The sequence below is a fragment of the Herbaspirillum camelliae genome (genome assembly GCF_001929405.1).
Lineage (GTDB): Bacteria > Pseudomonadota > Gammaproteobacteria > Burkholderiales > Burkholderiaceae_D > Herbaspirillum > Herbaspirillum seropedicae.
In genome coordinates this window covers 5746844-5769185 of record NZ_KV880769.1, presented here as the reverse complement: position 1 = coordinate 5769185, position 22342 = coordinate 5746844, and the positions used below count along the sequence as shown (strand labels likewise).

General features: G+C 63.0%; 16 protein-coding genes and 1 other RNA gene. 14 read left to right on the top strand and 3 right to left on the bottom strand.

The annotated features are described in order from the left end of the window. Nucleotides 1-136 precede the first annotated feature (136 nt). From rimP to BGK68_RS25680, 12 genes are all read left to right on the top strand, one after another. Nucleotides 137-631, top strand: a complete 495-nt coding sequence (rimP, locus tag BGK68_RS25740; protein ID WP_075259416.1) for a ribosome maturation factor RimP — start codon at nucleotides 137-139, stop codon at nucleotides 629-631. Next, nucleotides 628-2187, top strand: a complete 1560-nt coding sequence (gene nusA, locus BGK68_RS25735; protein WP_075259415.1) for a transcription termination factor NusA — start codon at nucleotides 628-630, stop codon at nucleotides 2185-2187. Before rimP ends, nusA begins: the two co-directional genes overlap by 4 nt. A 52-nt stretch (nucleotides 2188-2239) precedes the next feature. Next, nucleotides 2240-5119, top strand: a complete 2880-nt coding sequence (gene infB, locus BGK68_RS25730; RefSeq protein WP_075259414.1) for a translation initiation factor IF-2 — start codon at nucleotides 2240-2242, stop codon at nucleotides 5117-5119. Nucleotides 5120-5228: 109 nt separating this feature from the next. Beyond that, nucleotides 5229-5621, top strand: coding sequence for a 30S ribosome-binding factor RbfA (gene rbfA / locus BGK68_RS25725; RefSeq protein WP_006464329.1), 393 nt, complete (start codon nucleotides 5229-5231; stop codon nucleotides 5619-5621). Nucleotides 5622-5739: 118 nt separating this feature from the next. Continuing rightward, nucleotides 5740-6744, top strand: a complete 1005-nt coding sequence (gene truB / locus BGK68_RS25720) for a tRNA pseudouridine(55) synthase TruB (RefSeq protein WP_075259413.1) — start codon at nucleotides 5740-5742, stop codon at nucleotides 6742-6744. Nucleotides 6745-6899: 155 nt separating this feature from the next. Further along, nucleotides 6900-8741, top strand: a complete 1842-nt coding sequence (gene typA / locus BGK68_RS25715; protein ID WP_075259412.1) for a translational GTPase TypA — start codon at nucleotides 6900-6902, stop codon at nucleotides 8739-8741. An 857-nt stretch (nucleotides 8742-9598) separates the two neighbouring features. Further along, the gene (ltrA, locus tag BGK68_RS25705; RefSeq protein WP_075257535.1) at nucleotides 9599-10969 is read left to right on the top strand and encodes a group II intron reverse transcriptase/maturase; all 1371 of its coding nucleotides are present in this window, start codon (nucleotides 9599-9601) and stop codon (nucleotides 10967-10969) included. Between the two features lie 200 nt (nucleotides 10970-11169). Further along, entirely contained in the window at nucleotides 11170-12183 is a 1014-nt protein-coding gene (dusA, locus tag BGK68_RS25700; RefSeq protein WP_075259410.1) for a tRNA dihydrouridine(20/20a) synthase DusA, read from the top strand. A 75-nt stretch (nucleotides 12184-12258) separates the two neighbouring features. Then, nucleotides 12259-13380: a bifunctional 3,4-dihydroxy-2-butanone-4-phosphate synthase/GTP cyclohydrolase II gene (ribBA, locus tag BGK68_RS25695; protein WP_075259409.1), complete on the top strand. Its 1122-nt coding sequence runs from the start codon at nucleotides 12259-12261 to the stop codon at nucleotides 13378-13380. Between the two features lie 57 nt (nucleotides 13381-13437). After that, the gene (ribH, locus tag BGK68_RS25690; protein ID WP_075259408.1) at nucleotides 13438-13923 is read left to right on the top strand and encodes a 6,7-dimethyl-8-ribityllumazine synthase; all 486 of its coding nucleotides are present in this window, start codon (nucleotides 13438-13440) and stop codon (nucleotides 13921-13923) included. Between the two features lie 117 nt (nucleotides 13924-14040). Then, nucleotides 14041-14511, top strand: a complete 471-nt coding sequence (nusB, locus tag BGK68_RS25685; RefSeq protein WP_075259407.1) for a transcription antitermination factor NusB — start codon at nucleotides 14041-14043, stop codon at nucleotides 14509-14511. Nucleotides 14512-14627: 116 nt separating this feature from the next. Further along, nucleotides 14628-15809: a pyridoxal phosphate-dependent aminotransferase gene (locus tag BGK68_RS25680; protein ID WP_075259406.1), complete on the top strand. Its 1182-nt coding sequence runs from the start codon at nucleotides 14628-14630 to the stop codon at nucleotides 15807-15809. Between the two features lie 116 nt (nucleotides 15810-15925). Here BGK68_RS25680 and BGK68_RS25675 read toward each other — a convergent pair whose 3' ends face one another. After that, entirely contained in the window at nucleotides 15926-16909 is a 984-nt protein-coding gene (locus BGK68_RS25675) for a transglycosylase SLT domain-containing protein (RefSeq protein WP_075259405.1), read from the bottom strand. 464 nt (nucleotides 16910-17373) lie between these two features. Here BGK68_RS25675 and ubiD point away from each other — a divergent pair, with 464 nt between their 5' ends. Together ubiD and ffs are read left to right on the top strand one after the other, a co-directional pair. Beyond that, nucleotides 17374-18858 carry a 4-hydroxy-3-polyprenylbenzoate decarboxylase gene (gene ubiD, locus BGK68_RS25670; protein ID WP_075259404.1) on the top strand — a complete coding sequence of 495 codons (1485 nt, stop codon included), beginning with the start codon at nucleotides 17374-17376 and terminating at the stop codon, nucleotides 18856-18858. A 119-nt stretch (nucleotides 18859-18977) separates the two neighbouring features. Then, nucleotides 18978-19076: signal recognition particle sRNA small type (gene ffs, locus BGK68_RS25665), an RNA gene on the top strand. Nucleotides 19077-19205: 129 nt separating this feature from the next. Here the strand turns inward: ffs and BGK68_RS25660 are convergent. Both BGK68_RS25660 and BGK68_RS25655 read right to left on the bottom strand, forming a co-directional pair. Continuing rightward, nucleotides 19206-20207, bottom strand: a complete 1002-nt coding sequence (locus BGK68_RS25660; RefSeq protein ID WP_075259403.1) for a glucokinase — start codon at nucleotides 20205-20207, stop codon at nucleotides 19206-19208. Between the two features lie 137 nt (nucleotides 20208-20344). Beyond that, nucleotides 20345-22156: a tetratricopeptide repeat protein gene (locus tag BGK68_RS25655; protein ID WP_075259402.1), complete on the bottom strand. Its 1812-nt coding sequence runs from the start codon at nucleotides 22154-22156 to the stop codon at nucleotides 20345-20347. Nucleotides 22157-22342: the final 186 nt, after the last annotated feature.

Below are 22342 nucleotides of genomic sequence, written 5' to 3'. Positions count from 1 at the left end.
GTGGTTCGCGTGATGTGTGATCTCGCGTTGCGTGAGATAACAAAAGATGGGCAGATGCCCATTTTTTTTTTGCTGATCAATTTTAGATGTCTGCTTGCCCCTGCTGGCAAACCGGCATCCTGATGGAGAAATAGTCTTGCAATTGCTGGAGCTGATCGAATCCACCCTCGCGGGCCTGGGCTACGAACTGGTCGAGTTCGAGAAGGCGCCGCGCGGTCTGGTGCGTGTCTTCATCGATTTCCCGTTCGACCCTGAAGCAGAAGAAGCGCGTTCGATCACCGTCGAGGATTGCGAGAAGGCGACGCATCAGTTGCTGCACGTCTTCACCGTTGAAAACGTGCTCTATGAACGTCTGGAAGTCTCCTCGCCCGGGCTGGACCGCCCCCTGAAGAAGTTCATTGACTTCGTGCGTTTCGTAGATTGCGAAGCCGTCGTCAAGTTGCGCGTGCCGCTGCCCGGTACGTCCAATCGCAAGACCTATGAAGGCGTGCTGCGCGAACCGGAAGGCGAGGAACTGGTATTGGAATTTGAAGCAAACGATGGGTCGGCTGCCGTGTTGAATTTCACGCTGGCCGATGTGGATAAGGCACACCTGGTGCCGCAGGTCGATTTTAGGAGTCGCAAAGGATGAGTCGCGAAATTTTGTTGTTGGTCGATGCGCTGGCGCGCGAAAAGAACGTCGATAAGGAAGTCGTCTTCGGCGCCCTGGAGCATGCGCTCGCGCAGGCTACCAAGAAGCGCTATGAAGGCGAGGTCGACATTCGCGTCTCGATCGACCGTGAAAGCGGCGAATTCGAATCCTTCCGCCGCTGGCACGTGGTGCCCGACGAAGCCGGCCTGCAACTGCCCGACCAGGAAGTGCTGCTGTTCGAAGCCAAGGAACAGTTCCCCGATATCGAAGTCGATGAGTACATCGAAGATCCGATCGAATCCGTCGAGTTCGGCCGCCGTTTCGCCCAGGACACCAAGCAGGTCGTCCTGCAGCGCATCCGCGACGCCGAGCGCGAGCAGATCCTGGCGGACTTCCTGGCCCGTGGCGACGCCCTGGTGACCGGCACCATCAAGCGCATGGAGCGCGGTGACGCCATCATCGAATCCGGCAAGATCGAAGCCCGCCTGCCGCGCGACCAGATGATCCCCAAGGAAAACCTGCGCATCGGCGACCGCGTCCGTGCCTACATCCTGCGCGTGGACCGTAGCGCCCGTGGCCCCCAGGTGATCCTGTCGCGCACCGCGCCGGAATTCATCATGAAGCTGTTCGAGCTGGAAGTGCCGGAAATCGAACAAGGCTCGCTGGAAATCAAGTCGGCTGCCCGTGACCCGGGCGTGCGCGCCAAGATCGCCGTCTACACCGCCGACAAGCGCATCGACCCCATCGGTACCTGCGTGGGCATGCGCGGTTCGCGCGTGCAGGCCGTCACCGGTGAGCTGGGCGGCGAGCGCGTGGACATCGTGCTGTGGTCGGAAGACCCGGCGCAGTTCGTCATCGGCGCGCTGGCCCCGGCCAACGTCACCTCGATCGTGGTCGATGAAGAAAAGCATGCCATGGATGTGGTGGTGGATGAAGAGAACCTCGCCATCGCCATCGGCCGCGGCGGCCAGAACGTGCGTCTGGCAGCCGAGCTGACCCGCTGGCAGATCAATATCATGACGGCCGAGGAATCGGCCGACAAGTCGGCGGCCGAGACCGCGCTGATCCGTACGCTGTTCATGGAAAAGCTCGATGTTGACCAGGAAGTGGCCGACATCCTGGTCGAGGAAGGTTTCTCGACCCTGGAAGAAATCGCCTACGTGCCGATCACCGAAATGCTGGAGATCGAATCGTTCGACGAAGAGACCGTCAATGAGCTGCGCAACCGCGCCCGCGACGCCCTGGTGACCGAAGCGATCGCCTCCGAAGAAGGCCTGGAAGGCATGGAAGAGGAACTGATCAACTTCGAAGGCCTGGACCGTGTGCTGGCCGGCAAGCTGGGCCTGGCAGGCGTGAAGACGCTGCCGGCCTTCGCCGGCCTGGCTTATGACGAATTCGGCGCGATCCTGGCCCTGCCTTCCGAGCGCGCGCGCCAACTGATTGAAAATGCATTTGAAGATGTGACCGACGATGAAATGAAGCTCATCGATTCCAAATACGATGAGCGCGCCAAGGCCCTGCAGGCCAAGGCATGGAGCGCAGTCGAAGGCCGCTGAGAAGCGGAGCGTCTCCACATCATCTGCCGAGCCACATAGAAAAGAGGACTGAATGGCGAGTAACAACGTTGCCCAATTTGCCACCGAGCTTAAGATGCCTGCTGACCTGCTGCTGACCCAGCTGCGTTCGGCCGGTGTCGAGAAGAGCTCTGCATCCGACTCCCTGTCGAAGGAAGACAAGGACCGCCTGCTTGAACACCTGCGCCGTTCGCGCGGAGCCGCGCCGGAAGGCGAGAAGAAGAAGATCACGCTGACCCGCAAGGAAACCACCGAGATCAAGCAGGCCGATGCAACCGGCAAATCGCGCACGATCCAGGTGGAAGTGCGCAAGAAGCGCACCTTCATCAAGCGTGACGAGCCCGGTGCCGATGAGTCCGCAGCGCGTGCTGCGGCCCCTCAGCGCGACCCGGCCGTCGAAGCGCAGGAACGTGAGCAGGAAGAGGCTCGCCGTCAGGCTGAACTGAAGGCCCAGCAAGAACGTCTGGCGCAACTGGAGGCCGAACGCGCCGCCCAGGCCAAGGCTGCCGAGCTGGAACAGCAACGCGCCCGCGAAGAAGCGGAAGCCGAAGCCAAGCGCCAGGCGGCTGAAGCCGCCGCTGCGGCGGCCGAAGCCGAGAAGGCCAAGGCGGCGGCTGCGAGCTCGAAGGCTCCTGCTGCGGCTGCTGCGGCCCAGGCACCTGCCGTCGATCCGGCTGTGGAAGAAAAGAAGCGCGCTGCTGCTGAAGAAGCGAAGAAAAAGGCAGAAGCTGCCGCCAAGGAAGCCGCTGACCGCGCTGCTGCCGCCGACCGTGCCCGCAAGGCCGTGGAAGACGAAGTGGCCCAGATCAAGGCCATGATGAATGCGCCGCGTCGCGTCATCAAGGCACCGGAACCTGCACCGGCCCCGGCCAAGACCTCGGAAGGCACGCTGCACAAGCCGGCCACCGCGGCCAAGCCGGGTGAGAAGAAGGATGACAAGAAGCCCGCCGTGGCCGCAGACAAGAAGTCGATCAAGTCGGCCAATGTCTCCTCCACCTGGCAGGATGATGCCAAGAAGCGTGGTGCCGGCGGCATGAAGTCGCGTGGCGCCACCGGTGGTGGTGGCCGTGATGGCTGGCGTGCCGGCCCCAAGGGCCGTCGTCACTCGCATGGCGATGACCAGCGTGAAAGCAACTTCCAGGTGCCCACCGAAGCCGTCGTGCACGATGTCTACGTGCCCGAAACCATCACCGTGGCCGAAGTGGCCCACAAGATGGCGGTCAAGGCCTCCGAAGTCATCAAGCACCTGATGAAGCTGGGCCAGATGGTCACCATCAACCAGGTGCTGGACCAGGAAACCGCGATGATCGTGGTGGAAGAAATGGGTCACCGCGCCCACGCCGCCAAGCTGGACGATCCCGAAGCCCTGCTGGTCGAAGGCGAAGAGCACGGCGACGCAGAAGCGCTGCCGCGCGCACCGGTGGTTACCGTCATGGGTCACGTCGACCACGGCAAGACCTCGCTGCTGGACTACATCCGTCGCACCAAGGTGGCTTCGGGTGAAGCTGGCGGCATTACCCAGCACATCGGCGCCTACCACGTGGAAACCCCGCGCGGCATGATCACCTTCCTGGATACCCCGGGCCACGAGGCGTTCACCGCCATGCGTGCCCGCGGTGCCAAGGCAACCGACATCGTGATTCTGGTGGTGGCCGCCGACGACGGCGTCATGCCCCAGACCAAGGAAGCGATTGCCCACGCCAAGGCCGGCGGTGTACCGCTGGTGGTGGCCATCAACAAGATCGACAAGCCGGGCGCCAACCCCGACCGCGTCAAGCAGGAACTGATCGCCGAAGAAGTGGTGCCGGAAGAATACGGTGGCGATGCCCCGTTCATCGCCGTCTCCGCCAAGACCGGCGAAGGCATCGACTCGCTGCTGGAAAACGTCCTGCTGCAAGCCGAAGTGCTGGAACTGAAGGCCCCGGTCGAAGTGCCGGCCCGTGGCCTGGTGATCGAAGCCAAGCTGGACAAGGGCCGCGGCCCGGTGGCAACGATCCTGGTGCAGTCCGGTACCCTGAAGCGCGGCGACGTCGTGCTGGCCGGTTCGGCCTACGGTCGTGTGCGTGCGATGCTGGACGAAAACGGCAAGAACATCGCCGAGGCAGGCCCGTCCCTGCCGGTGGAAATCCAGGGCCTGACCGAAGTGCCCTCCGCCGGTGAAGAAGTGGTGGTCATGACCGACGAGCGCAAGGCGCGCGAAATCGGCCTGTTCCGCCAGGGCAAGTTCCGCGACGTGAAGCTGGCCAAGCAGCAGGCCGCCAAGCTGGAAAACATGTTCGACCAGATGACCGAAGGCGAGGTCAAGAACCTGCCGATGATCATCAAGACCGACGTGCAAGGTTCCCAGGAAGCGCTGGTGCAGTCGCTGCAGAAGCTGTCGACCAACGAAGTCCGCGTCCAGGTGGTGCATGCCGCCGTGGGTGGCATCAGCGAAAACGACGTCAACCTGGCGGTCGCTTCGAAGGCCGTCATCATCGGCTTCAACACCCGTGCCGATGCGTCGGCTCGCAAGCTGGCCGAAGCCTCGGGCGTGGACATCCGCTACTACAACATCATCTATGATGCGGTGGACGAGGTGAAGGCCGCGATGTCGGGCATGCTGTCCCCGGAAAAGCGCGAACAGGCGCTGGGCCTGGTGGAAATCCGCCAGGTGTTCGTGGTCAGCAAGGTTGGCTCGATCGCCGGTTGCTACGTGCTCGAAGGCCTGGTCAAGCGTGGCTCGCAAGTACGCCTGCTGCGCAACAACGTGGTGGTGTGGACCGGCGAACTGGACTCGCTCAAGCGCTTCAAGGACGACGTCAAGGAAGTCAAGTCGGGCTTCGAGTGCGGTCTGTCGCTCAAGGGCTACAACGACATCGAAGTGGGCGATCAGCTCGAAATCTTCGAAGTCCAGGAAGTCGCCCGTACCCTGTAATGCAATACGCCGGCGTATCGTTCGCGATGCGCCGGCTTCACTGGCAAGATCCGTCGCAGCAACGCGGGAATCCTCCCGCCACGCCATCGGCGGATTGTTTTTTTAAAGCATGGCAAAACACAGCAAATCCATTCCCGGACGCGGCTTGCGCGTCGCCGACCAGATCCAGCGCGACCTGTCGGAATTGATCGCCTTCGAGCTGAAGGATCCGCGGGTGGGCATGATCACCATTACCGAAGTGCAGGTCACCCCGGACTACGCGCACGCCAAGGTCTTCTTCACCACGCTGGTGGACAACCCGGACGCGATCAAGAACACCCTGGCCGGCCTGCGCAAGGCGGGCGGTTACCTGCGCACCCAGCTGGGCCGCAGGCTGACCATCCACACCCTGCCGGAACTGCATTTCGTGCACGACAACTCGACGGCACGCGGCATTGAAATGTCGCGCCTGATTGACGAAGCCAACGCTACCCGCGCCAAGGATTCGGACGACGAGGCTTGACGCCCGGCCGCGCTATGCGGGCGGCGCTGGCTGCGTGCGCAGTCTTGCGGTTTTCTTCATTTTCTTCACACCGGTCTGCATCTTCCTTCATCGGAGCGTGAGGCCGTTCTTGCATTTCATGGCCGACGATACGACGGCGGACACCATGTCCGCTCCTCCTGATACTCCGCAGCCGCGCGCCAAGCGCGGCCAGCAGGCCCGCACGCCGCGTCCCCCGCGCGTGCCGGTGCATGGCGTGCTGTTGCTGGACAAGCCGGTCGGCTTGTCGTCCAACGACGCCCTGATCCGTGCCAAGCGCATGCTCAATGCGCCCAAGGCGGGCCATACCGGCACGCTGGACCCGTTTGCCACCGGCTTGTTGCCGCTGTGCTTCGGCGAAGCCACCAAGTTCTCGCAGGACTTGCTGGAAGCCGACAAGACCTACGAGGCAGTAGTCCACCTGGGCGTGCGCACCGATACCGGCGACACCGAAGGGCAGGTCATCAGCGAGCGCGCCGTCGAGGTCAGCATGGAGCAGATCGAAGCGGCCATGGCGCAATTCCGTGGCCCCATCAGCCAGGTGCCGCCCATGCACTCGGCCTTGAAGCGCGACGGCAAGCCCTTGTACGAATATGCGCGCGCCGGCATCACGCTGGAACGCGAAGCCCGCGACGTCACCATCCACGCGCTGGAACTGCTGGATTACCAGGCGCCGATGCTGCGCATTCGCGTCACCTGCAGCAAAGGCACCTACATCCGCGTGCTCGGTGAAGATATCGGCGAGGTGCTGGGCTGCGGTGCGCACCTCAATGCGCTGCGCCGTATTGGCGTGGGTCCGCTTACCCTGGACGGGGCAGTCACGCTGGAGGCCTTTGACGCCGCCGGTGAGCTCGACGCCCGCAAGGCCTTGCTGTTGCCGGTGGACGGACTGCTGCGCAGCTTCCCAGCGGTGCAACTGAGCGATGAGCTGGCGCGCCGCTTCCTGCACGGCCAGCGCTTGCCGCTGGGCAAGGAAGGCGTGGCTGTGCCGCAGCAGCCTGGCCGCGTACGCGTCTACCGCAGTTCCGATGCCGCCTTGCTGGGCACCGGACTGTTGCAGGAATACGCCATCCTGGCCCCCGAACGGCTGGTGTCCACCGCCTGAGGACAGATGGCGTCGAAGCGGCTTGCAGTGCGACTTCCGGGGCCGCCCCGAAGCAGCGGCAAGCCGTTGATAACACAGGTTTTTCCAAAGTTCATGCGTCGCAACATGCTATAATGCGCGCCTCCCGAGAATCGGCATTCCCAACCACATTCACCATGTCAAACAATATCCGCGCAATTCGCAACATCGCCATCATCGCCCACGTTGACCACGGCAAGACCACCCTGGTGGACCAGCTGCTGCGCCAGTCCGGCACCTTCCGCGACAACCAGCAAGTGGACAACCGCGTGATGGACTCCAACGACATCGAAAAGGAACGCGGCATCACCATCCTGTCGAAGAACTGCGCGGTGGAATACAAGGGCACCCACATCAACATCGTCGACACCCCAGGCCACGCCGACTTCGGCGGTGAAGTCGAGCGCGTGCTGTCGATGGTGGACTCGGTGCTGCTGCTGGTGGATGCCCAGGAAGGCCCGATGCCGCAGACCCGCTTCGTGACCCGCAAGGCGCTGGCCCTGGGCCTGAAGCCCATCGTCGTCCTGAACAAGATCGACCGTCCGGGCGCACGCGCCGAGTGGGCCATCAACGCCACCTTCGAACTGTTCGACAAGCTGGGCGCGACCGAAGAGCAGTTGGACTTCCCCGTGATCTACGCCTCGGGCCTGAACGGCTACGCCAGCCTGGATCCGGAAGCGCGCGACGGCAACATGGAGCCGCTGTTCGACGCCATCCTGAAGTACGTCCCGGCCCGCAAGGATGACCCGGACGCACCGCTGCAACTGCAGATCACCTCGCTGGAATACTCTTCCTACGTCGGCAAGATCGGCGTGGGCCGCATCCTGGCCGGCCGCGTCAAGGGCGGTCAGGACGTGGTGTGGATGAATGGTCCGGAAGACAAGCCGACCAAGGCCCGCATCAATCAGGTGCTGACCTTCAAGGGCCTGGAACGCGTGCTGGTCGATGAAGCCCTGGCTGGCGACATCGTGCTGATCAACGGTATCGAGGAAATCGGCATCGGCTCCACCATCTGTTCCCCGGACGCGCCCAACGGCCTGCCGATGCTGAAGGTGGATGAGCCGACCCTGACCATGAACTTCATGGTCAACACCTCGCCGCTGGCTGGCCGCGAAGGCAAGTTCGTCACCACCCGCCAGATCCGCGACCGCCTGGAAAAGGAACTGAAGTCCAACATGGCGCTGCGCGTGGTGCAGGCCGAGAACGACGACTCGACCTATGAAGTGTCGGGCCGTGGTGAATTGCACCTGACCATCCTGATCGAAAACATGCGCCGTGAAGGCTTCGAGCTGGCCGTCTCGCGTCCGCGCGTGGTGTTCCGCATGGTCAACGGCGTGCGCGAAGAGCCGTACGAGAACCTGACCGTCGACGTCGAAGAAACCCACCAGGGCGGCGTCATGGAAGAACTGGGCCGCCGCCGTGGCGACCTGCAGAACATGGAACCGGACGGCAAGGGCCGTGTGCGCCTGGAATACCACATCCCGGCCCGTGGCCTGATCGGCTTCCAGGGTGAATTCATGACCCTGACCCGCGGCACCGGCCTGATGAGCCACGTCTTCGACGACTACAAGCCGGTCGATACCACCAAGGGCGAACTGGCCGGCCGTCGCAACGGCGTGCTGATCTCCCAGGACGACGGCGCCGCCGTGGCCTACGCACTGTGGAAGCTGCAGGATCGCGGCCGCATGTTCGTCAGCCACAACGACCCGGTGTACGAAGGCATGATCATCGGCATCCACTCGCGCGACAACGACCTGGTGGTCAACCCGATCAAGGGCAAGCAGCTGACCAACGTGCGCGCTTCCGGTACCGACGAAGCGGTGCGCCTGGTGCCGCCGATCGAACTGTCGCTGGAATACGCAGTGGAATTCATTGAGGACGACGAGCTGGTCGAAGTCACCCCGAAGAGCATCCGCCTGCGCAAGCGTCACCTGAAGGAACATGAGCGCAAGAAGGCCTCGCGCGAAGAATCCGTTTGATTCGGTAGCAGGGAAGGGCAGTCCGTGGATGGACTGCCTGCAGTGGGGAGCGGGAAGTGGCAGGCGGGACTGGCTGTGATATCTGATTTGTGAATAACTGATATCAGCATAAAAAAGCAGACAGCCATGATGCACTGCCATATAGTTACACCTGTCTCCTCCAATTTCCTCCTAAAGAATTGGATTCAAGCCCGCAACTTCGGTTGTGGGCTTTTTTTTGCCGTTCTCCGGCAAGCCAGCGCGCTCCCGCCTGAGCGCCTGCCAGGCAGGTGGGACCTGGATCTCTTTGTTGCTTTTCATCTCTGCATGAGATGAACGTTTGTCCAAAATAGTTTGTGTTGCGCTGTTTTTGTGCATTGCGAAATGACGGCTGCCGGATTGTGGTGCAGAATCGAGTCCGCTGTACGAAAAATCCTATCTCGAAGAGGATAGAGGGGACACCAGCCCGCAACGCGCAAGCCTTGCGGGCTTTCTATTGTGCGCCCAGCATGGGCGCACTCCTGCGGGTGCAAGTCCCGCCATGAGCTGGTCACAGTGAATGAAGTGAAGCGCAACTGCATGAGGGCGACCAAGTGTGGGAAGGAAGCGTGGAGCGTAAATCGCGAGCCGATGAACAAGAATCGCATAGAAGGCGCTGCCGAGCAGGGCGAGCGGGCAAAGAACCGCGAAGCTCTTGTGACCAAGGCGAAGCGGCGTAAATGCGGCGGTTGTGCGATGAAGGAGTGCGTTCTTACCTGGGGAGACCTCGCCTCACGCCTGAAAGGGCGACGGTGTGAAACCGGAGCGAGGAGTCAGCAGAGGCCATAGTAGCCGCCATTTGGGGGTGAAGGGCCGAACGAGTAGGAGGACCGAAGGCCATGTTGCTCGGAGGTGCATTGCATCAGAAGCCTGCGCAAGCAGGGCGCGACGCGGTAAGGCGAGGTGAAGCCACGCCCGAAGGGTTGCGTGATGAAGCACAGACGGCGCATCAAGACACCGGAGGTCCGGGGCGAGCAGGCCTGCTGGAGCAGGTGCTCGCCAGAGCCAATCTGGTGAAGGCGTGGAAGCGCGTCAAAGCCAATGGCGGCAGTGCCGGGGTGGATGGGAAGTCGATCACTGAGACGGCGCAAGACCTCAAAACGCAATGGCCTAGGATACGGGAAGCGTTGCTGGATGGCAGTTACCGGCCGGAGCCGGTCAGACGAGTCCAAATCCCGAAACCTGAAGGTGGCCTGCGTGAATTGGGGATCCCGGCGGTCAGGGACAGGCTGATCCAACAAGCTCTGTTGCAAGTATTGCAGCCCATGATTGATCCGAGCTTCTCGGAACACAGTTACGGCTTTCGTCCGGGACGGCGGGCACGGGATGCGGTGCTGAAGGCACAGCAGCATGTGCAGGCTGGCTACCGGGTGGTGGTCGATGTGGATCTGGAGAAATTCTTTGATCGGGTCAACCACGACATACTGATGGAAAGGCTATCGAGGTGGATTGCGGACAAGGCCGTACTGCGGCTGGTACGTCGCTACCTGGAGGCTGGGATCATGGATGGCGGGGTGGTCAGCGAACGCTACGAAGGTACGCCGCAAGGCGGGCCGCTGTCGCCGCTGCTGGCCAATGTGGTGCTGGATGAGGTGGATCGAGCATTGGAGAGACGGGGACACCGCTTCGTGCGCTATGCCGACGACTGCAACGTGTATGTACGCAGTTTGAGCGCGGGTGTACGGGTGCTGGAAGGCCTGCGCAAGCTCTATGGGCGACTCCACCTGAAGGTCAACGAAGCCAAGACAGCGGTGGCGCGTGCGACTGGCCGCAAGTTCCTGGGATATGCCCTATGGCAAGGCCGGGACGGACAGATCAAATGCGCGGTGGCGGGCAAGGCGATGAAGACCTTCAAACAGCGTATCCGGGAGTTGACGCGTCGCACGTGCGGGCGCAGCCTGTCGGAGGTAGCGGAACGGCTGCGGACCTATATGCCGGGTTGGAAGGCATACTTCCAGCTGGCGCAGACGCCACGGGTGTTCCGTGAACTCGACGAGTGGATCAGGCACCGGCTACGCGCCTTGCAACTCAAGCACTGGCGTCGAGGGCCTACGATATACCGGAAATTGCGGGCGCTGGGCGCCTCGGAGGCGGACGCCGCCAAGGTGGCGGCCAATAGCTGTCGATGGTGGCGCAACAGCTACCATCGACTGAACCGAGCCATGCCCATCGCTTACTTCGACCGGCTCGGGGTGCCTCGGCTCTGTTGACCTCAACGACTCGAACCGCCCGGTGCGGACCCGCACGCCGGGTGGTGTGGGAGGGGATCGGCCAGGTTCTGGCTGCCCCTATCCCGATTGCCGCCACGGCTTGCGCCCGAACGCTTGCCCGTCTGCCTCGCAGCGCAGACCGTTGTGCCTGGCTCGCCCGCAGGCAACCAAGAACCTTGAATGAAGCATTTCGTCAGCTTATGAAGAAAGCCTTGCCTCCGCGCACGCTGTCTGTTGCGCCCATGATGGACTGGACCGACCGCCACTGCCGCGTCTTCCATCGCCAGATCACGCGCCACACCTGGCTCTACACCGAGATGGTCACCACCGGTGCGCTGCTGCATGGCGATGTACCGCGCCACCTGGATTTCGACGAGCAGGAGCATCCGGTCGCCCTGCAACTGGGCGGCAGCGAGCCCGCTGACCTGGCGCACAGCGCCAGGCTGGGCGAGCAGTGGGGCTATGACGAGATCAACCTGAACTGCGGCTGCCCCTCCGAGCGGGTCCAGAAGGGGGCCTTCGGTGCCTGCCTGATGGGCGAGCCCACGCTGGTGGCCGATTGCGTCAAGGCCATGCGCGATGCGGTCTCCATCGACGTGACCGTGAAACACCGTATCGGCATCGATGAGGTGGAGTCCTATGATTTCGTGCGCGATTTCGTCGGCCAGATCGCCGAGGCCGGCTGCAAGACCTTCATCGTGCATGCCCGCAATGCCATCCTCAAGGGCCTGAGCCCCAAGGAAAACCGCGAAATCCCGCCGCTGAAGTACCACTATGCCTACCAGTTGAAGAAGGATTTCCCTTCATTGGAAATCCTCATCAACGGCGGCATCAAGACCGTGCCGGAGATCGATGAGCACCTCAAGCATGTGGATGGCGTCATGCTGGGTCGCGAGGCCTATCACAACCCCTACCTGATGGCCGGCTTCGATGCCCGCTATTACGGTGCTCTCGACGGCGGCCTTCAACCCAGCCGGGCCGAGGTGATCGAGGCGATGTTGCCTTATATCAAACGCCAGCTGGAGTTGCATGGCGACAATGGCCGGGGCCTGCGCTTGAACAGCATCACCCGGCACATGCTGGGGCTCATGGCCGGCATGCCGGGTGCGCGCGCGTTCCGCCAGACCTTGTCGGATTCCAAGCGGCTGGCGCTGGGCGACCCGGCGTTGCTGCTGCAGGCGCTGCAACGTACCCAGGCTGCACAGGCAGCGTAATTGGTGCAATTGGCCAGCGGAGCAGGCCCGCAATCCTTTAGAATAGCGGGTTCCAATAGGGAAAAGAGCGTGAACATGCCACTTGCAACAACCGAAGAAATCGTCGCCGAACTCCGTGCCGGCCGCATGGTGATCCTGGTCGATGAAGAAGACCGCGAAAACGAGGGGGACCTGGTCCTGGCCACCGACTTCGTCACGCCCGAAGCCATCAATTTCATGGTCACGCACGCGCGCGGCCTGGTCTGCCTGACGCTGACCGAAGAACACGTGGACCAGCTCGACCTGCCGCTGATGGCCACCCGCAACGGCACGGCCTATGGCACCAACTTCACCGTCTCCATCGAGGCCGCTGAGGGCGTGACCACCGGCATCTCCGCCGCCGACCGCGCCCGTACCATCCAGGTGGCCGCCTCCAAGGGGGCCAAGCCTTCCGATCTGGTGCAGCCGGGCCACATCTTCCCGCTGCGCGCGCAGAAGGGCGGGGTGCTCATGCGCGCCGGCCACACCGAAGCCGGTTGCGACCTGACCGCCATGGCCGGCCTCACGCCTGCGTCGGTGATCTGCGAGATCCTGAAGGAAGACGGCACCATGGCACGTCTGCCGGACCTGCTGGAGTTTGCCGAGAAGCACAAGCTCAAGATCGGCACCATCGCCGACCTGATCCATTACCGCAGCCGTAACGAAAGCATCATCGAACGCGTGGCCGAGCGCGAGATGCAAACCGCCCACGGCAGCTTCAAGGCCATCGCCTATCGCGATACGCCCTCCGGCGGCGCGCACCTGGCGCTGGTGCGCGGCGACATCCAGCCCGGCCGTGAAACCCTGGTGCGGGTACACCAGCCGGTGTCCATCCTGGACCTGCTGGACGCCGGCGTGACCACCCATTCCTGGAACCTGGCCGCCGCCATGAAGGCCGTGCAGGAAGCCGAGTCCGGCGTGATCGTGCTGCTCAATTGCGAGGAGTCGGCCCAGCAGATGTTCGACCAGTTCGGCGCCCTGAACAAGGTCGGCACGCCCGATGCCGCCAAGCCCAGCCGCGCGGAGCGCATGGACCTGCGCACCTACGGCATCGGCGCCCAGATCCTCAAGGATCTCGGCGTGTGCAAGATGAAGCTCCTGGCCAGCCCGCGCAAGATGCCGTCGATGACCGGCTTCCAGCTGGAAGTGACCGGTTACCAGGCCCGTGAAGGCGCATGAGCGCTACAGCAAGAGATCAAGCAATTACGCAAGTCAACCTATCGAGAAGGAACAGCCATGACCATCGGAACCTATGACCCAGACTTCAATGGCGAGAGCTTGCGCATCGGCATCGTGCAGGCGCGCTTCAATGAAGACGTCTGCCACGGTCTGCTGGCCGCCTGCCTGGCCGAGCTCAAGCACCTGGGCGTGTCCGACGAAGACATCCTGCACGTGACCGTACCGGGCGCGCTGGAAATCCCGCTGGCCCTGCAGAAGATGGCTGAGACCGAACAGTTCGACGCCCTCATCGCGCTGGGTGCGGTCATCCGTGGCGAGACCTATCACTTCGAGCTGGTCTCCAACGAATCCGGCGCAGGCATCACCCGCATCGGCCTGGACTTTGGTGTACCCATCGCCAATGCCGTGCTGACCACCGAGAACGACGAGCAGGCCGAAGCCCGCATGGCCGAGAAGGGCGCTGACGCAGCCCGCGTGGCCGTGGAAATGGCCAACCTGGCCATCGTCCTGGAAGAACTCGGCCAGGTCACCGAAGAAGAGTAAGCCCCTTTGCGCTGCGTCCGGATGTCTGCTTCCGGACGCCGCCCGTTGCGGCCCGGGGCCGCAACGCGTAGTCATCAGTATCTGTCATAGTCATTCAAGGCTCCGGCCGCATTCATCATGTCGAACAAAACTCAACACGCCAATTCGAACAAGAACCGCACCCCGCGTCACCGCGCGCGCGAGTTCGCGTTGCAGGGCTTGTACCAGTGGTTGCTCAACCACGAGCACGCGGGCGCCATCGAGGCCCATATCCGCGAGGCGCACGGTTTCGACAAGGCCGACGCCGAGCATTTCGATACGCTGCTCACCGGTGCCATCCGCGATGCCGAGAAGCTGCGCGCCGGGCTGGCGCCGCTGATCGACCGTCCCATCAAGGAACTCTCGCCGGTGGAACACGCTGCCCTGCTGATCGGCGCCTACGAGCTGCAGAACCATATCGAGATTCCGTACAAGGTCGTCATCAACGAAGCCGTGGAGCTGACCAAGTCCTTTGGCGGCATCGATGGTCACAAGTATGTCAACGGCGTGCTGGACCGCTTCGCCGCACAGACCCGCGCTACCGAAGTGGAAGCGGCTGGCCGTCGCTGATCGATGCAGCCCGTCCTGCGGGACGGGCTGGCTGGTTGTTGCTGTGCCGTTGTACCGCGTTGTACCCGCGTCCCATTGTTCTCCCTGTTCTTCTCCCTGTTGTCCGGAATGAGTGCATGAACCTGAATCAACTGGCTGCACGCCTGCAGCACATCGCCCCCTTCCATGTCATGGAACTGTCCAAGAAGGCTGCCGTGCTGGAGCAGCATGGGCGTCACCTGATCCACATGGGTATCGGCGAGCCCGATTTCACCGCCCCGCCCGCGGTGGTCGAAGCGGCCACCCGCGCCATGACCGAGGGCAAGATGCAATACACCTCGGCCACCGGCCTGCCGCAATTGCGCGCGGCGATCTCGGATCACTATCGCAGTGTCTACGGCCTGGAGATCGCGCCGGAGCGCATCGTGGTCACCGCCGGCGCCTCGGCCGCCTTGTTGCTGGCCTGCGCGGCGCTGGTGGAGCGCGACAGCGAAGTGCTGATGCCGGACCCGAGCTACCCCTGCAACCGCCATTTCGTAGCGGCCTTCGAAGGCCGCGCCAAGCTCATCCCCAGCGGGCCGGAACATCGTTTCCAGCTGTCGGCGCAGATGGTGCGCGAGCATTGGGGCAGTGCCACCCGTGGCGTCCTGCTGGCCTCGCCTTCCAATCCTACCGGTACCTCCATCCTGCCCGACGAATTGCGCGCCATCGTGAGCGAAGTGCGCCAGCGTGGCGGCTTTGCCGTCGTCGATGAGATCTACCAGGGATTGTCGTATGAGGGCGCACCGTTCTCGGCGCTGTCGCTGGGCGATGACGTGGTGGTCATCAACAGCTTCTCCAAGTATTTCAACATGACCGGCTGGCGCCTGGGCTGGCTGGTGCTGCCGCCGGCGCTGGTGCCGCAGGTGGAGAAACTGGCGCAGAACCTGTTGATCTGCGCGTCCTCCATCGCCCAGCATGCGGCCGTGGCCTGCTTCACCCCGCAGACCCTGGCCCTGTATGAAGAGCGCAAGGCCGAGTTCAAGCGTCGTCGCGACTACATCGTGCCGGCGCTGGAAAGTCTGGGCTTCACCGTGCCGGTCATGCCGGATGGCGCTTTCTATGTCTATGCCGATTGCAGCGCGTTGGCCGATGATGCCGACCAGCTGAGCCTGGACATGCTCAACGAAGCGGGCGTGGTGCTGGTGCCGGGACTGGATTTCGGGCCCTTCACGGCGCGCCGCTATATCCGCCTGTCGTATGCGACCTCGATGGAGAACCTGCAAGAAGCCGTGGCGCGCCTGCGGGTATTCTTCGAGAAGCGCCGCAAGGCCGCCTGATCCGCGCTGGAGCACTAGTGCTCTTCTACATGTAAGCAGGTCAAAAAAAAAGGAGCCCGAGGGCTCCTTTTTCGCGTCCTGAATACCGGTAATATTCAAATCGCAACACGCTGCCCTTACAGGGCGGCGAGCTGTTCTTCTGCCTTGGGCTTGGCGGCCGCGGCCACGTTGTTGCTGGCCGGCTTGGGCTGCTCGGCGCTGGCCGACACGCCCGGCGCGGGCAGCTTCACTGTGGCAGTGGTGTAGATCGAGACGTTCTTGCCCATGGCGACCTGCTTGAGGTTCTGGTACTCCGAGAGCACCTTGATGCCATAGCCGCCGTCATTGGCCATGTCAGCCGCGCCGACGTAGCTCTTCAGGCCGGCTTCGACCGAGCCGCCACGGGTGACGTATTCCTTCAGGATCTGCGAACCGACGCGGATGTTGGCCACGGGGTTCAGCGCCGCCTTGATGCCGCCCAGTTCCTGGAACTTGTCATGGTGCACCTTGGACATCACCTGCATCAGGCCCTGCGCACCCATGGGGCTTTCAGCGAAGGGGTTGAAGCGCGATTCGATGGCGATCACCGACAGGATCAGCAGCGGATCGAGCTTGATGTCGCGGGCCGTCAGGTAGGCCGCCGACACCAGCATGTCAGCCGCGTCGGTGGCCACGCGGTAGCGCTTGGCCAGCCAGTTGGTGACCAGCTTCTGCTGACGCGGCGTGCCTAGCAACTGGCGTTGTTCGGCCGTGAGCTCCTGCGCCGCTACGGGCACGCTCTGGACCGAGCTGGTGGCGGCAGCACCGGCCAGCGCGCTGACGGTGGCCACCGGAGCGGTGGGTGCCATCAGGTCGGCCAGCGCCGGGGCGGCCGGCGCATCGGCTTCCTGCACCTCGTCGGTGCTGAAGGGCGACATGCTGATCAGGCGATCTGCCAGATCAGGGTTGAAGAACATCAGGCCCAGTACGAACAGGGCGGCGATACCCAGGATCGTCAGCAGACGATGGGCGATACCAAAGAAACGGGCAATACGCGCGTTGCCGGAGAGATTCCGGAGTGAGACGCGCTGAAGCATCTGCGAGGTGCCTGATAAAGGCGCCTCGGTGGCTTGGTTGGACATTGAACCTCCTGCGTTATTGCGGCAAAAACAGGGCGCGCCTGGCCAAGAAGTGGAGACCAAACGGCTGTGCTGTCGTCGCTGCAATCTATTCGTTACCGTCGCAAGGCGTTACGGCAAGGCCATCCGCGAGGCCTGCTGGCCCTGCCGTCGGATGGCAGTGTTTCGGGGAGTAGGGCTGACGCCCTGGATGACACTTCTTTGAGTTACTGGGACCCCGGTCCCTGGATACCTTGCTTGACTTGACTGTTTTACTGCAAGCCTCTACGAGCCCTCGGCTCTGCTCTTCGGTTAAGAGTGGGCGCATTGTAGAAGCCACTTTATATCGAGTCAATACTATAAAAATAGTTCTTTATAACTTTTGTGTCTCATATTGCGCGTGGCCTTTCTTCAAAAATCAATAGAATCAAGCGTTTGCCGGGGATAGCTAAGCCGGCTGTGATGCAAAAAGAAATTTGTTAAAAAGTATGAAATACACTGATCTACGCGATTTTATTTCTCAGTTGCAACAAAAAGGGGAGCTCAAGCGTGTTTCTCACCCTGTTTCCTCGCATCTGGAGATGACCGAGATCTGCGATCGCACCCTCCGGGCGGAAGGTCCGGCGCTTCTTTTTGAGCATGTCGATCAAAAAAATATCCCGGTCCTTGCCAATCTTTTCGGTACACCGCACCGTGTCGCGCTGGGAATGGGGGCCGACAATATCGGCGAGCTGCGCCGCATCGGCCACCTGCTGGCGCGGCTGAAGGAGCCTGAGCCGCCCAAGGGCATCAAGGACGTGCTCGATCTCGGTTCGCTGGTGAAGTCGCTGTGGGACATGGCGCCCAAGGAACGCGGCTCGGCGCCTTGCCAGGACGTGGTGTGGGAAGGTAAGGATGTGGACCTGTCGCGCCTGCCGATCCAGCATTGCTGGCCGGGCGACATTGCGCCGCTGATCACCTGGGGCCTGGTGGTCACCAAGGGACCGCACAAGAAACGCCAGAACCTGGGCATCTACCGCCAGCAGGTGCTGGGTCCGAACAAGGTCATCATGCGCTGGCTGGCCCACCGCGGCGGTGCGCTGGATTTTCGCGAGCACTGCATCGCCAATCCGGGCAAGCCCTATCCGGTCGTGGTGGCGCTGGGTGCCGACCCGGCCACTATATTAGGTGCGGTCACGCCGGTGCCGGACAACCTGTCCGAATACCAGTTCGCAGGCCTCCTGCGCGGCAGCCGCACCGAGCTGGTCAAGGCCATGGGCAGCGAGCTGCGCGTGCCGGCCTCGGCCGAGATCGTGCTGGAAGGGCATATCTATCCGGATGAAAAACATGCCTCCGGATTCGAGCATGCCTTGGAAGGTCCCTATGGCGACCACACCGGTTACTACAATGAGCAGGACTGGTTCCCGGTCTTCACCATCGACCGCATCACCATGCGGCGCGACGCCATCTATCACTCCACCTATACCGGCAAACCGCCCGATGAACCGGCCGTGCTGGGCGTGGCCTTGAACGAGGTGTTCGTGCCGCTGCTGCAGAAGCAGTTTGCCGAGATCACCGATTTCTATCTGCCTCCCGAAGGTTGCAGCTACCGCATGGCGGTGGTGCAGATGAAGAAATCCTATGCCGGGCACGCCAAGCGGGTGATGTTCGGGGTGTGGAGTTTCCTGCGCCAGTTCATGTATACCAAGTTCATCGTGGTGGTGGACGAGGATGTGAATATCCGCGACTGGAAGGAAGTGATCTGGGCCATCACCACGCGGGTCGATCCGGTGCGCGACACCGTCATGGTGGATAACACACCCATCGATTACCTCGATTTCGCCTCACCCATCAGCGGTCTGGGCAGCAAGATGGGGATCGACGCCACCAATAAATGGCCTGGTGAAACCAATCGCGAATGGGGGACGCCCATCGTCATGGACGAGGACGTCAAGAAGCGGGTGGACGCCATCTGGCAGGACCTGGGCATCTGATTTTGCCGGGTTGCGATGCTGCGTAAATTGTTTACGCATTTCGCGCGGCATCGCTGATTCTGCTTGCCCTGAATGAATTAGCTGGCCCGGTTAGTGTGATTTGGGATACAATTCAACCCGGCGGGCCCCTGCGCATTGTGGCATGGTCAACCTGGTCAGGTCGGGAACGAAGCAGCCACAGCCATTTCCCGCAAGTGCCGCAGACAAGGCTCGCCTCCTTTCGTTTTTCCCCTCGCAGTTCTCCCGCAGTACCTTTCCCGCTTATCAGCACGAACCCCAGCAATCGTTCCGGCAAACTGGCCGACGCGCATGGCAGCACATCGGCCCTTGCACTGAAGCGGCCAGGCTTACTGCAGTGCCGCCAGTCGGTCCGCGAGGATGGCCGAGACCCCGGTGAAGGCCGGATACTCCGCCGTGATCACATACGTGGGGATGGCCTTGGTGAGCACGGACATGCGTCCCTTGTTCTCGAAGCGTGCCCGGAAAGGTGAACGGGCGAAGTAGTCGCCCAGGTGCGGCACCACGCCGCCGCCGATGTAGATGCCGCCCAGCGCCCCCAGCGTGAGCGCCAGGTCGGCCGCCACGGTGCCCAGCATGCTGCAGAACAGCGCCAGCGTTTCCTGGCAGAGCGCATCTCCCTGCTGGCGTGCGCCTTCCACGATCTGCGCTGCGCTCAGCTCAGCAGCAGGGTGACCGTCAATAGCCAGCAAGGCGCGATGGATCAGCTCCAGTCCCGGACCCGAGACCAGCCGCTCGGCCGAGACATGTTCGTGGAATTGCCAGGCATAGGCCAGCACGGCGGCTTCGCGCGGATCAGCCGGAGCAAAGGCCGCATGGCCGCCCTCGCTGGCCAGCGGCAGCCAGTGGCCGTCGGCATGCAGCAGTCCACCCACACCCAGTCCGGTGCCGGCGCCCACCAGCCCGATCGGTGCACCCGGCTTGGGTGCGCCGCCGCCAATCTGTTGCAGCTCATCGGCGCGCAGTTGCGGCACGGCCATCGACAGGGCCGTGAAATCATTGACCACCAGCAGCAATTCGAATCCCAGCAACTGGCGCGCCGCTTCGATGGAGAAGGCCCAGTCGTGGTTGGTCATCTTGATCTGGTCGCCTTGCACCGGGTTGGCGATGGCCACCACCGCATGGCGCACCGGCGGGTGCCCGGCCAGCTTGAGGTAGGCCTGGACCGCATCGGTGAATTCGCGATAGTCAGCGCCGCGCAGGATCTGCACCTGCTCGATGCGGCCGGGGCCGGTCTCCAGCGCAAAGCGGGCATTGGTGCCGCCGATGTCGGCCAGCAGCCGGGGGCCGTCGGCGTGCAGTCCGGCAGGGGAGGAGGGGAGGTGTTGCATGTTGTTATCCTTTTGTTCTTGCGGCTGGCGCAGCAGTGCGCCCGGCCATCGTGATCGCCAGTGTGGTGGATGAGGAGATGAACTTCCCTTCAGGCTATGAGGGGAGGCGGCGCTTCAGGTTCCGGCGCCGGACCGCATCACGCCAGCTGTTGCTGCAAGGCGCTGCGTACGCGCGCGATGACCTCGTCCCATTGTCCGGCGGTGCGCTGGCCGAAGATGGTCATGCCGGCGTACCACGGGCTGTCCTCGCGCTCCACTTGCCAGCGCCAGCAGCCGTTGTGCCGGTTGAGCAGCCAGACCGGGCGGCCCAGCGCCCCGGCCAGGTGGCAGACCGAGGTATCGACCGTGATCAGCAGGTCCAGGTTGGCCAGCAGCGCGCCGGTTTCGGCAAAGTCGTGCAGTTCGGGCGAGCAGTCCCGCACCAGGCTTGCCAGCGGATGGGCATGCAGTTGCGCCACGGCGTCCTGGCCGACCTGCAGGGAATAGAACTCCAGTCCGGTATGCTCGCGCGCCAGCTCTACCAATGGCGCCAGCGTGGCGAAAGGCAGCGAGCGCTCGCCATCGATGCGCACCGCATCAGGATGGGTCTGGGCCGAACTGCCTGCCCATACCAGGCCCACGCGCAGGGCGCGGTTGCGCGGCAGGCGCTGGTGCCAGGCGGCCCAGCTGGAGGCCTCCGGCAGCAGGTAGGGCGCACGCGGAATGTCGGCCTCGCTGAAGCTCTTGCAGGCCAGCGGCAAGCTCATCAGCGGGCAATGGAAGTCGAAGGGCGGACGCATGAAATGATCGCTGCCGATGACCTGGGCCACGCCCGGCAGTCCTGCCAGCTGGCGCGTGAGCGCCGGCTGCACTTCGAGGATCACGCGCGCTCCGCGGGCCGCCAGCAGCGGCGCGTAGCGCACGAACTGCAGGGTGTCGCCAAAGCCTTGCTCGGCGTGCAGCAGGATGGTCTTGCCTTCCAGGGGCTGTTCGCCCAGCCACAGCGGTTGCATGAACTGACGCTGCTGGCCGCGCATCTGTTCGGTTTCCCAGCGCGATTCGAATCCCTTCCAGCCGTTGGCGAAGTCACCCTGGCGCAGTTGCATCAAGGCCTCGTTCCAGGTCGCCGAGCTGGCGTCGGGCTTGAGCGCCTTGGCGCGGCGGTAGCTTTCGCTGGCTTCCTCGAAGCGGTACAGTTGTTCCAGCGTCGAGCCGCGGTTGAACCACAGGTCCGGCGAGCTATCGTCAAGCGCCAGGGCGCCGTCGTATGCCTGCAGGGCTTCAGCCGGGCGTTGCATCTTGAAGAGCACGTAGCCACGGTTGGACATCGCCTCGAAGAAGTCCGGCTGCACTTCCAGGGCGCGGTCATAGGCGCGCAGGGCCTGGTCGAGCTGGTTGCCGTCCTTGCAGGCATTGCCCAGGTTGAACCAGGCCTCGATGAAGTCGGGGCGCAGGGCTACAGCGCGTTCGTAGCTTTCGCGGGCGTCGCCGTAGGCGTAGCTGTCGTGCAGCACGTTGCCGCGCTGGAACCAGGCGTCGGCATTGTCGGGCGCCAGCGCGGTGGCGCGTTCCAGATCGGCCAGCGCCTCGCGGTTGCGGCCCAGGCGGCGCAGCGCGGCGCCGCGCGCGAGCAAGGCCTCGACGAAGTCGGCGTTGACGGTCAGGACGAGGTCGTAGCGGGCCACGGCCTCTTCGTCGCGTCCCAGGTGGGCCAGCGCGCCGGCATGGTCGAAATAGGTGTCCAGGTGATCGGGATTGAGTTCAATGGCCTTGGCCAGCTGGGCTTCGGCGGTTTCCCAGTCTTCCTGGTGCAGCTTGAGCATGCCATACAGGTAGTTGGCTTCGAAGTGCCGGGGCAGCTTCACCAGCACCTTCTTGTAGAGTTCTTCGGCCGGGGCCAGTTGGCCTTTTTGATGCAGGGCGAGGGCTTTTTGCAGCAGGATCTGGTTAGCGTTGGCTTGCTGACGCATGGTGTTGTTCTGTTCTGGGTAAGAAGGCGGGTGGGCGGCAGGGCCGGCATGAAGCTGGTGCCAGTGTCCCAAATTCGCCCGTTTTTAGCCAGTGGATTACAGGCCGAATTGCCACCTATATCTGCGCTCGGTGCGCATGAGCCAGCCCGCAAGCGGGACGGTGACTTTTCTTTTACACTACGACGA

What these genes read in the sequence shown, in the direction of transcription:
- nusA (WP_075259415.1), top strand. Translation starts at nt 628, where the DNA reads ATGAGTCGCGAAATTTTGTTGTTGGTCGATGCGCTGGCGCGCGAAAAG.
- infB (WP_075259414.1), top strand. Translation starts at nt 2,240, where the DNA reads ATGGCGAGTAACAACGTTGCCCAATTTGCCACCGAGCTTAAGATGCCT.
- rbfA (WP_006464329.1), top strand. Translation starts at nt 5,229, where the DNA reads ATGGCAAAACACAGCAAATCCATTCCCGGACGCGGCTTGCGCGTCGCC.
- truB (WP_075259413.1), top strand. Translation starts at nt 5,740, where the DNA reads ATGGCCGACGATACGACGGCGGACACCATGTCCGCTCCTCCTGATACT.
- typA (WP_075259412.1), top strand. Translation starts at nt 6,900, where the DNA reads ATGTCAAACAATATCCGCGCAATTCGCAACATCGCCATCATCGCCCAC.
- ltrA (WP_075257535.1), top strand. Translation starts at nt 9,599, where the DNA reads ATGTTGCTCGGAGGTGCATTGCATCAGAAGCCTGCGCAAGCAGGGCGC.
- dusA (WP_075259410.1), top strand. Translation starts at nt 11,170, where the DNA reads ATGAAGAAAGCCTTGCCTCCGCGCACGCTGTCTGTTGCGCCCATGATG.
- ribBA (WP_075259409.1), top strand. Translation starts at nt 12,259, where the DNA reads ATGCCACTTGCAACAACCGAAGAAATCGTCGCCGAACTCCGTGCCGGC.
- ribH (WP_075259408.1), top strand. Translation starts at nt 13,438, where the DNA reads ATGACCATCGGAACCTATGACCCAGACTTCAATGGCGAGAGCTTGCGC.
- nusB (WP_075259407.1), top strand. Translation starts at nt 14,041, where the DNA reads ATGTCGAACAAAACTCAACACGCCAATTCGAACAAGAACCGCACCCCG.
- BGK68_RS25680 (WP_075259406.1), top strand. Translation starts at nt 14,628, where the DNA reads ATGAACCTGAATCAACTGGCTGCACGCCTGCAGCACATCGCCCCCTTC.
- BGK68_RS25675 (WP_075259405.1), bottom strand. Translation starts at nt 16,909, where the DNA reads ATGTCCAACCAAGCCACCGAGGCGCCTTTATCAGGCACCTCGCAGATG.
- ubiD (WP_075259404.1), top strand. Translation starts at nt 17,374, where the DNA reads ATGAAATACACTGATCTACGCGATTTTATTTCTCAGTTGCAACAAAAA.
- BGK68_RS25660 (WP_075259403.1), bottom strand. Translation starts at nt 20,207, where the DNA reads ATGCAACACCTCCCCTCCTCCCCTGCCGGACTGCACGCCGACGGCCCC.
- BGK68_RS25655 (WP_075259402.1), bottom strand. Translation starts at nt 22,156, where the DNA reads ATGCGTCAGCAAGCCAACGCTAACCAGATCCTGCTGCAAAAAGCCCTC.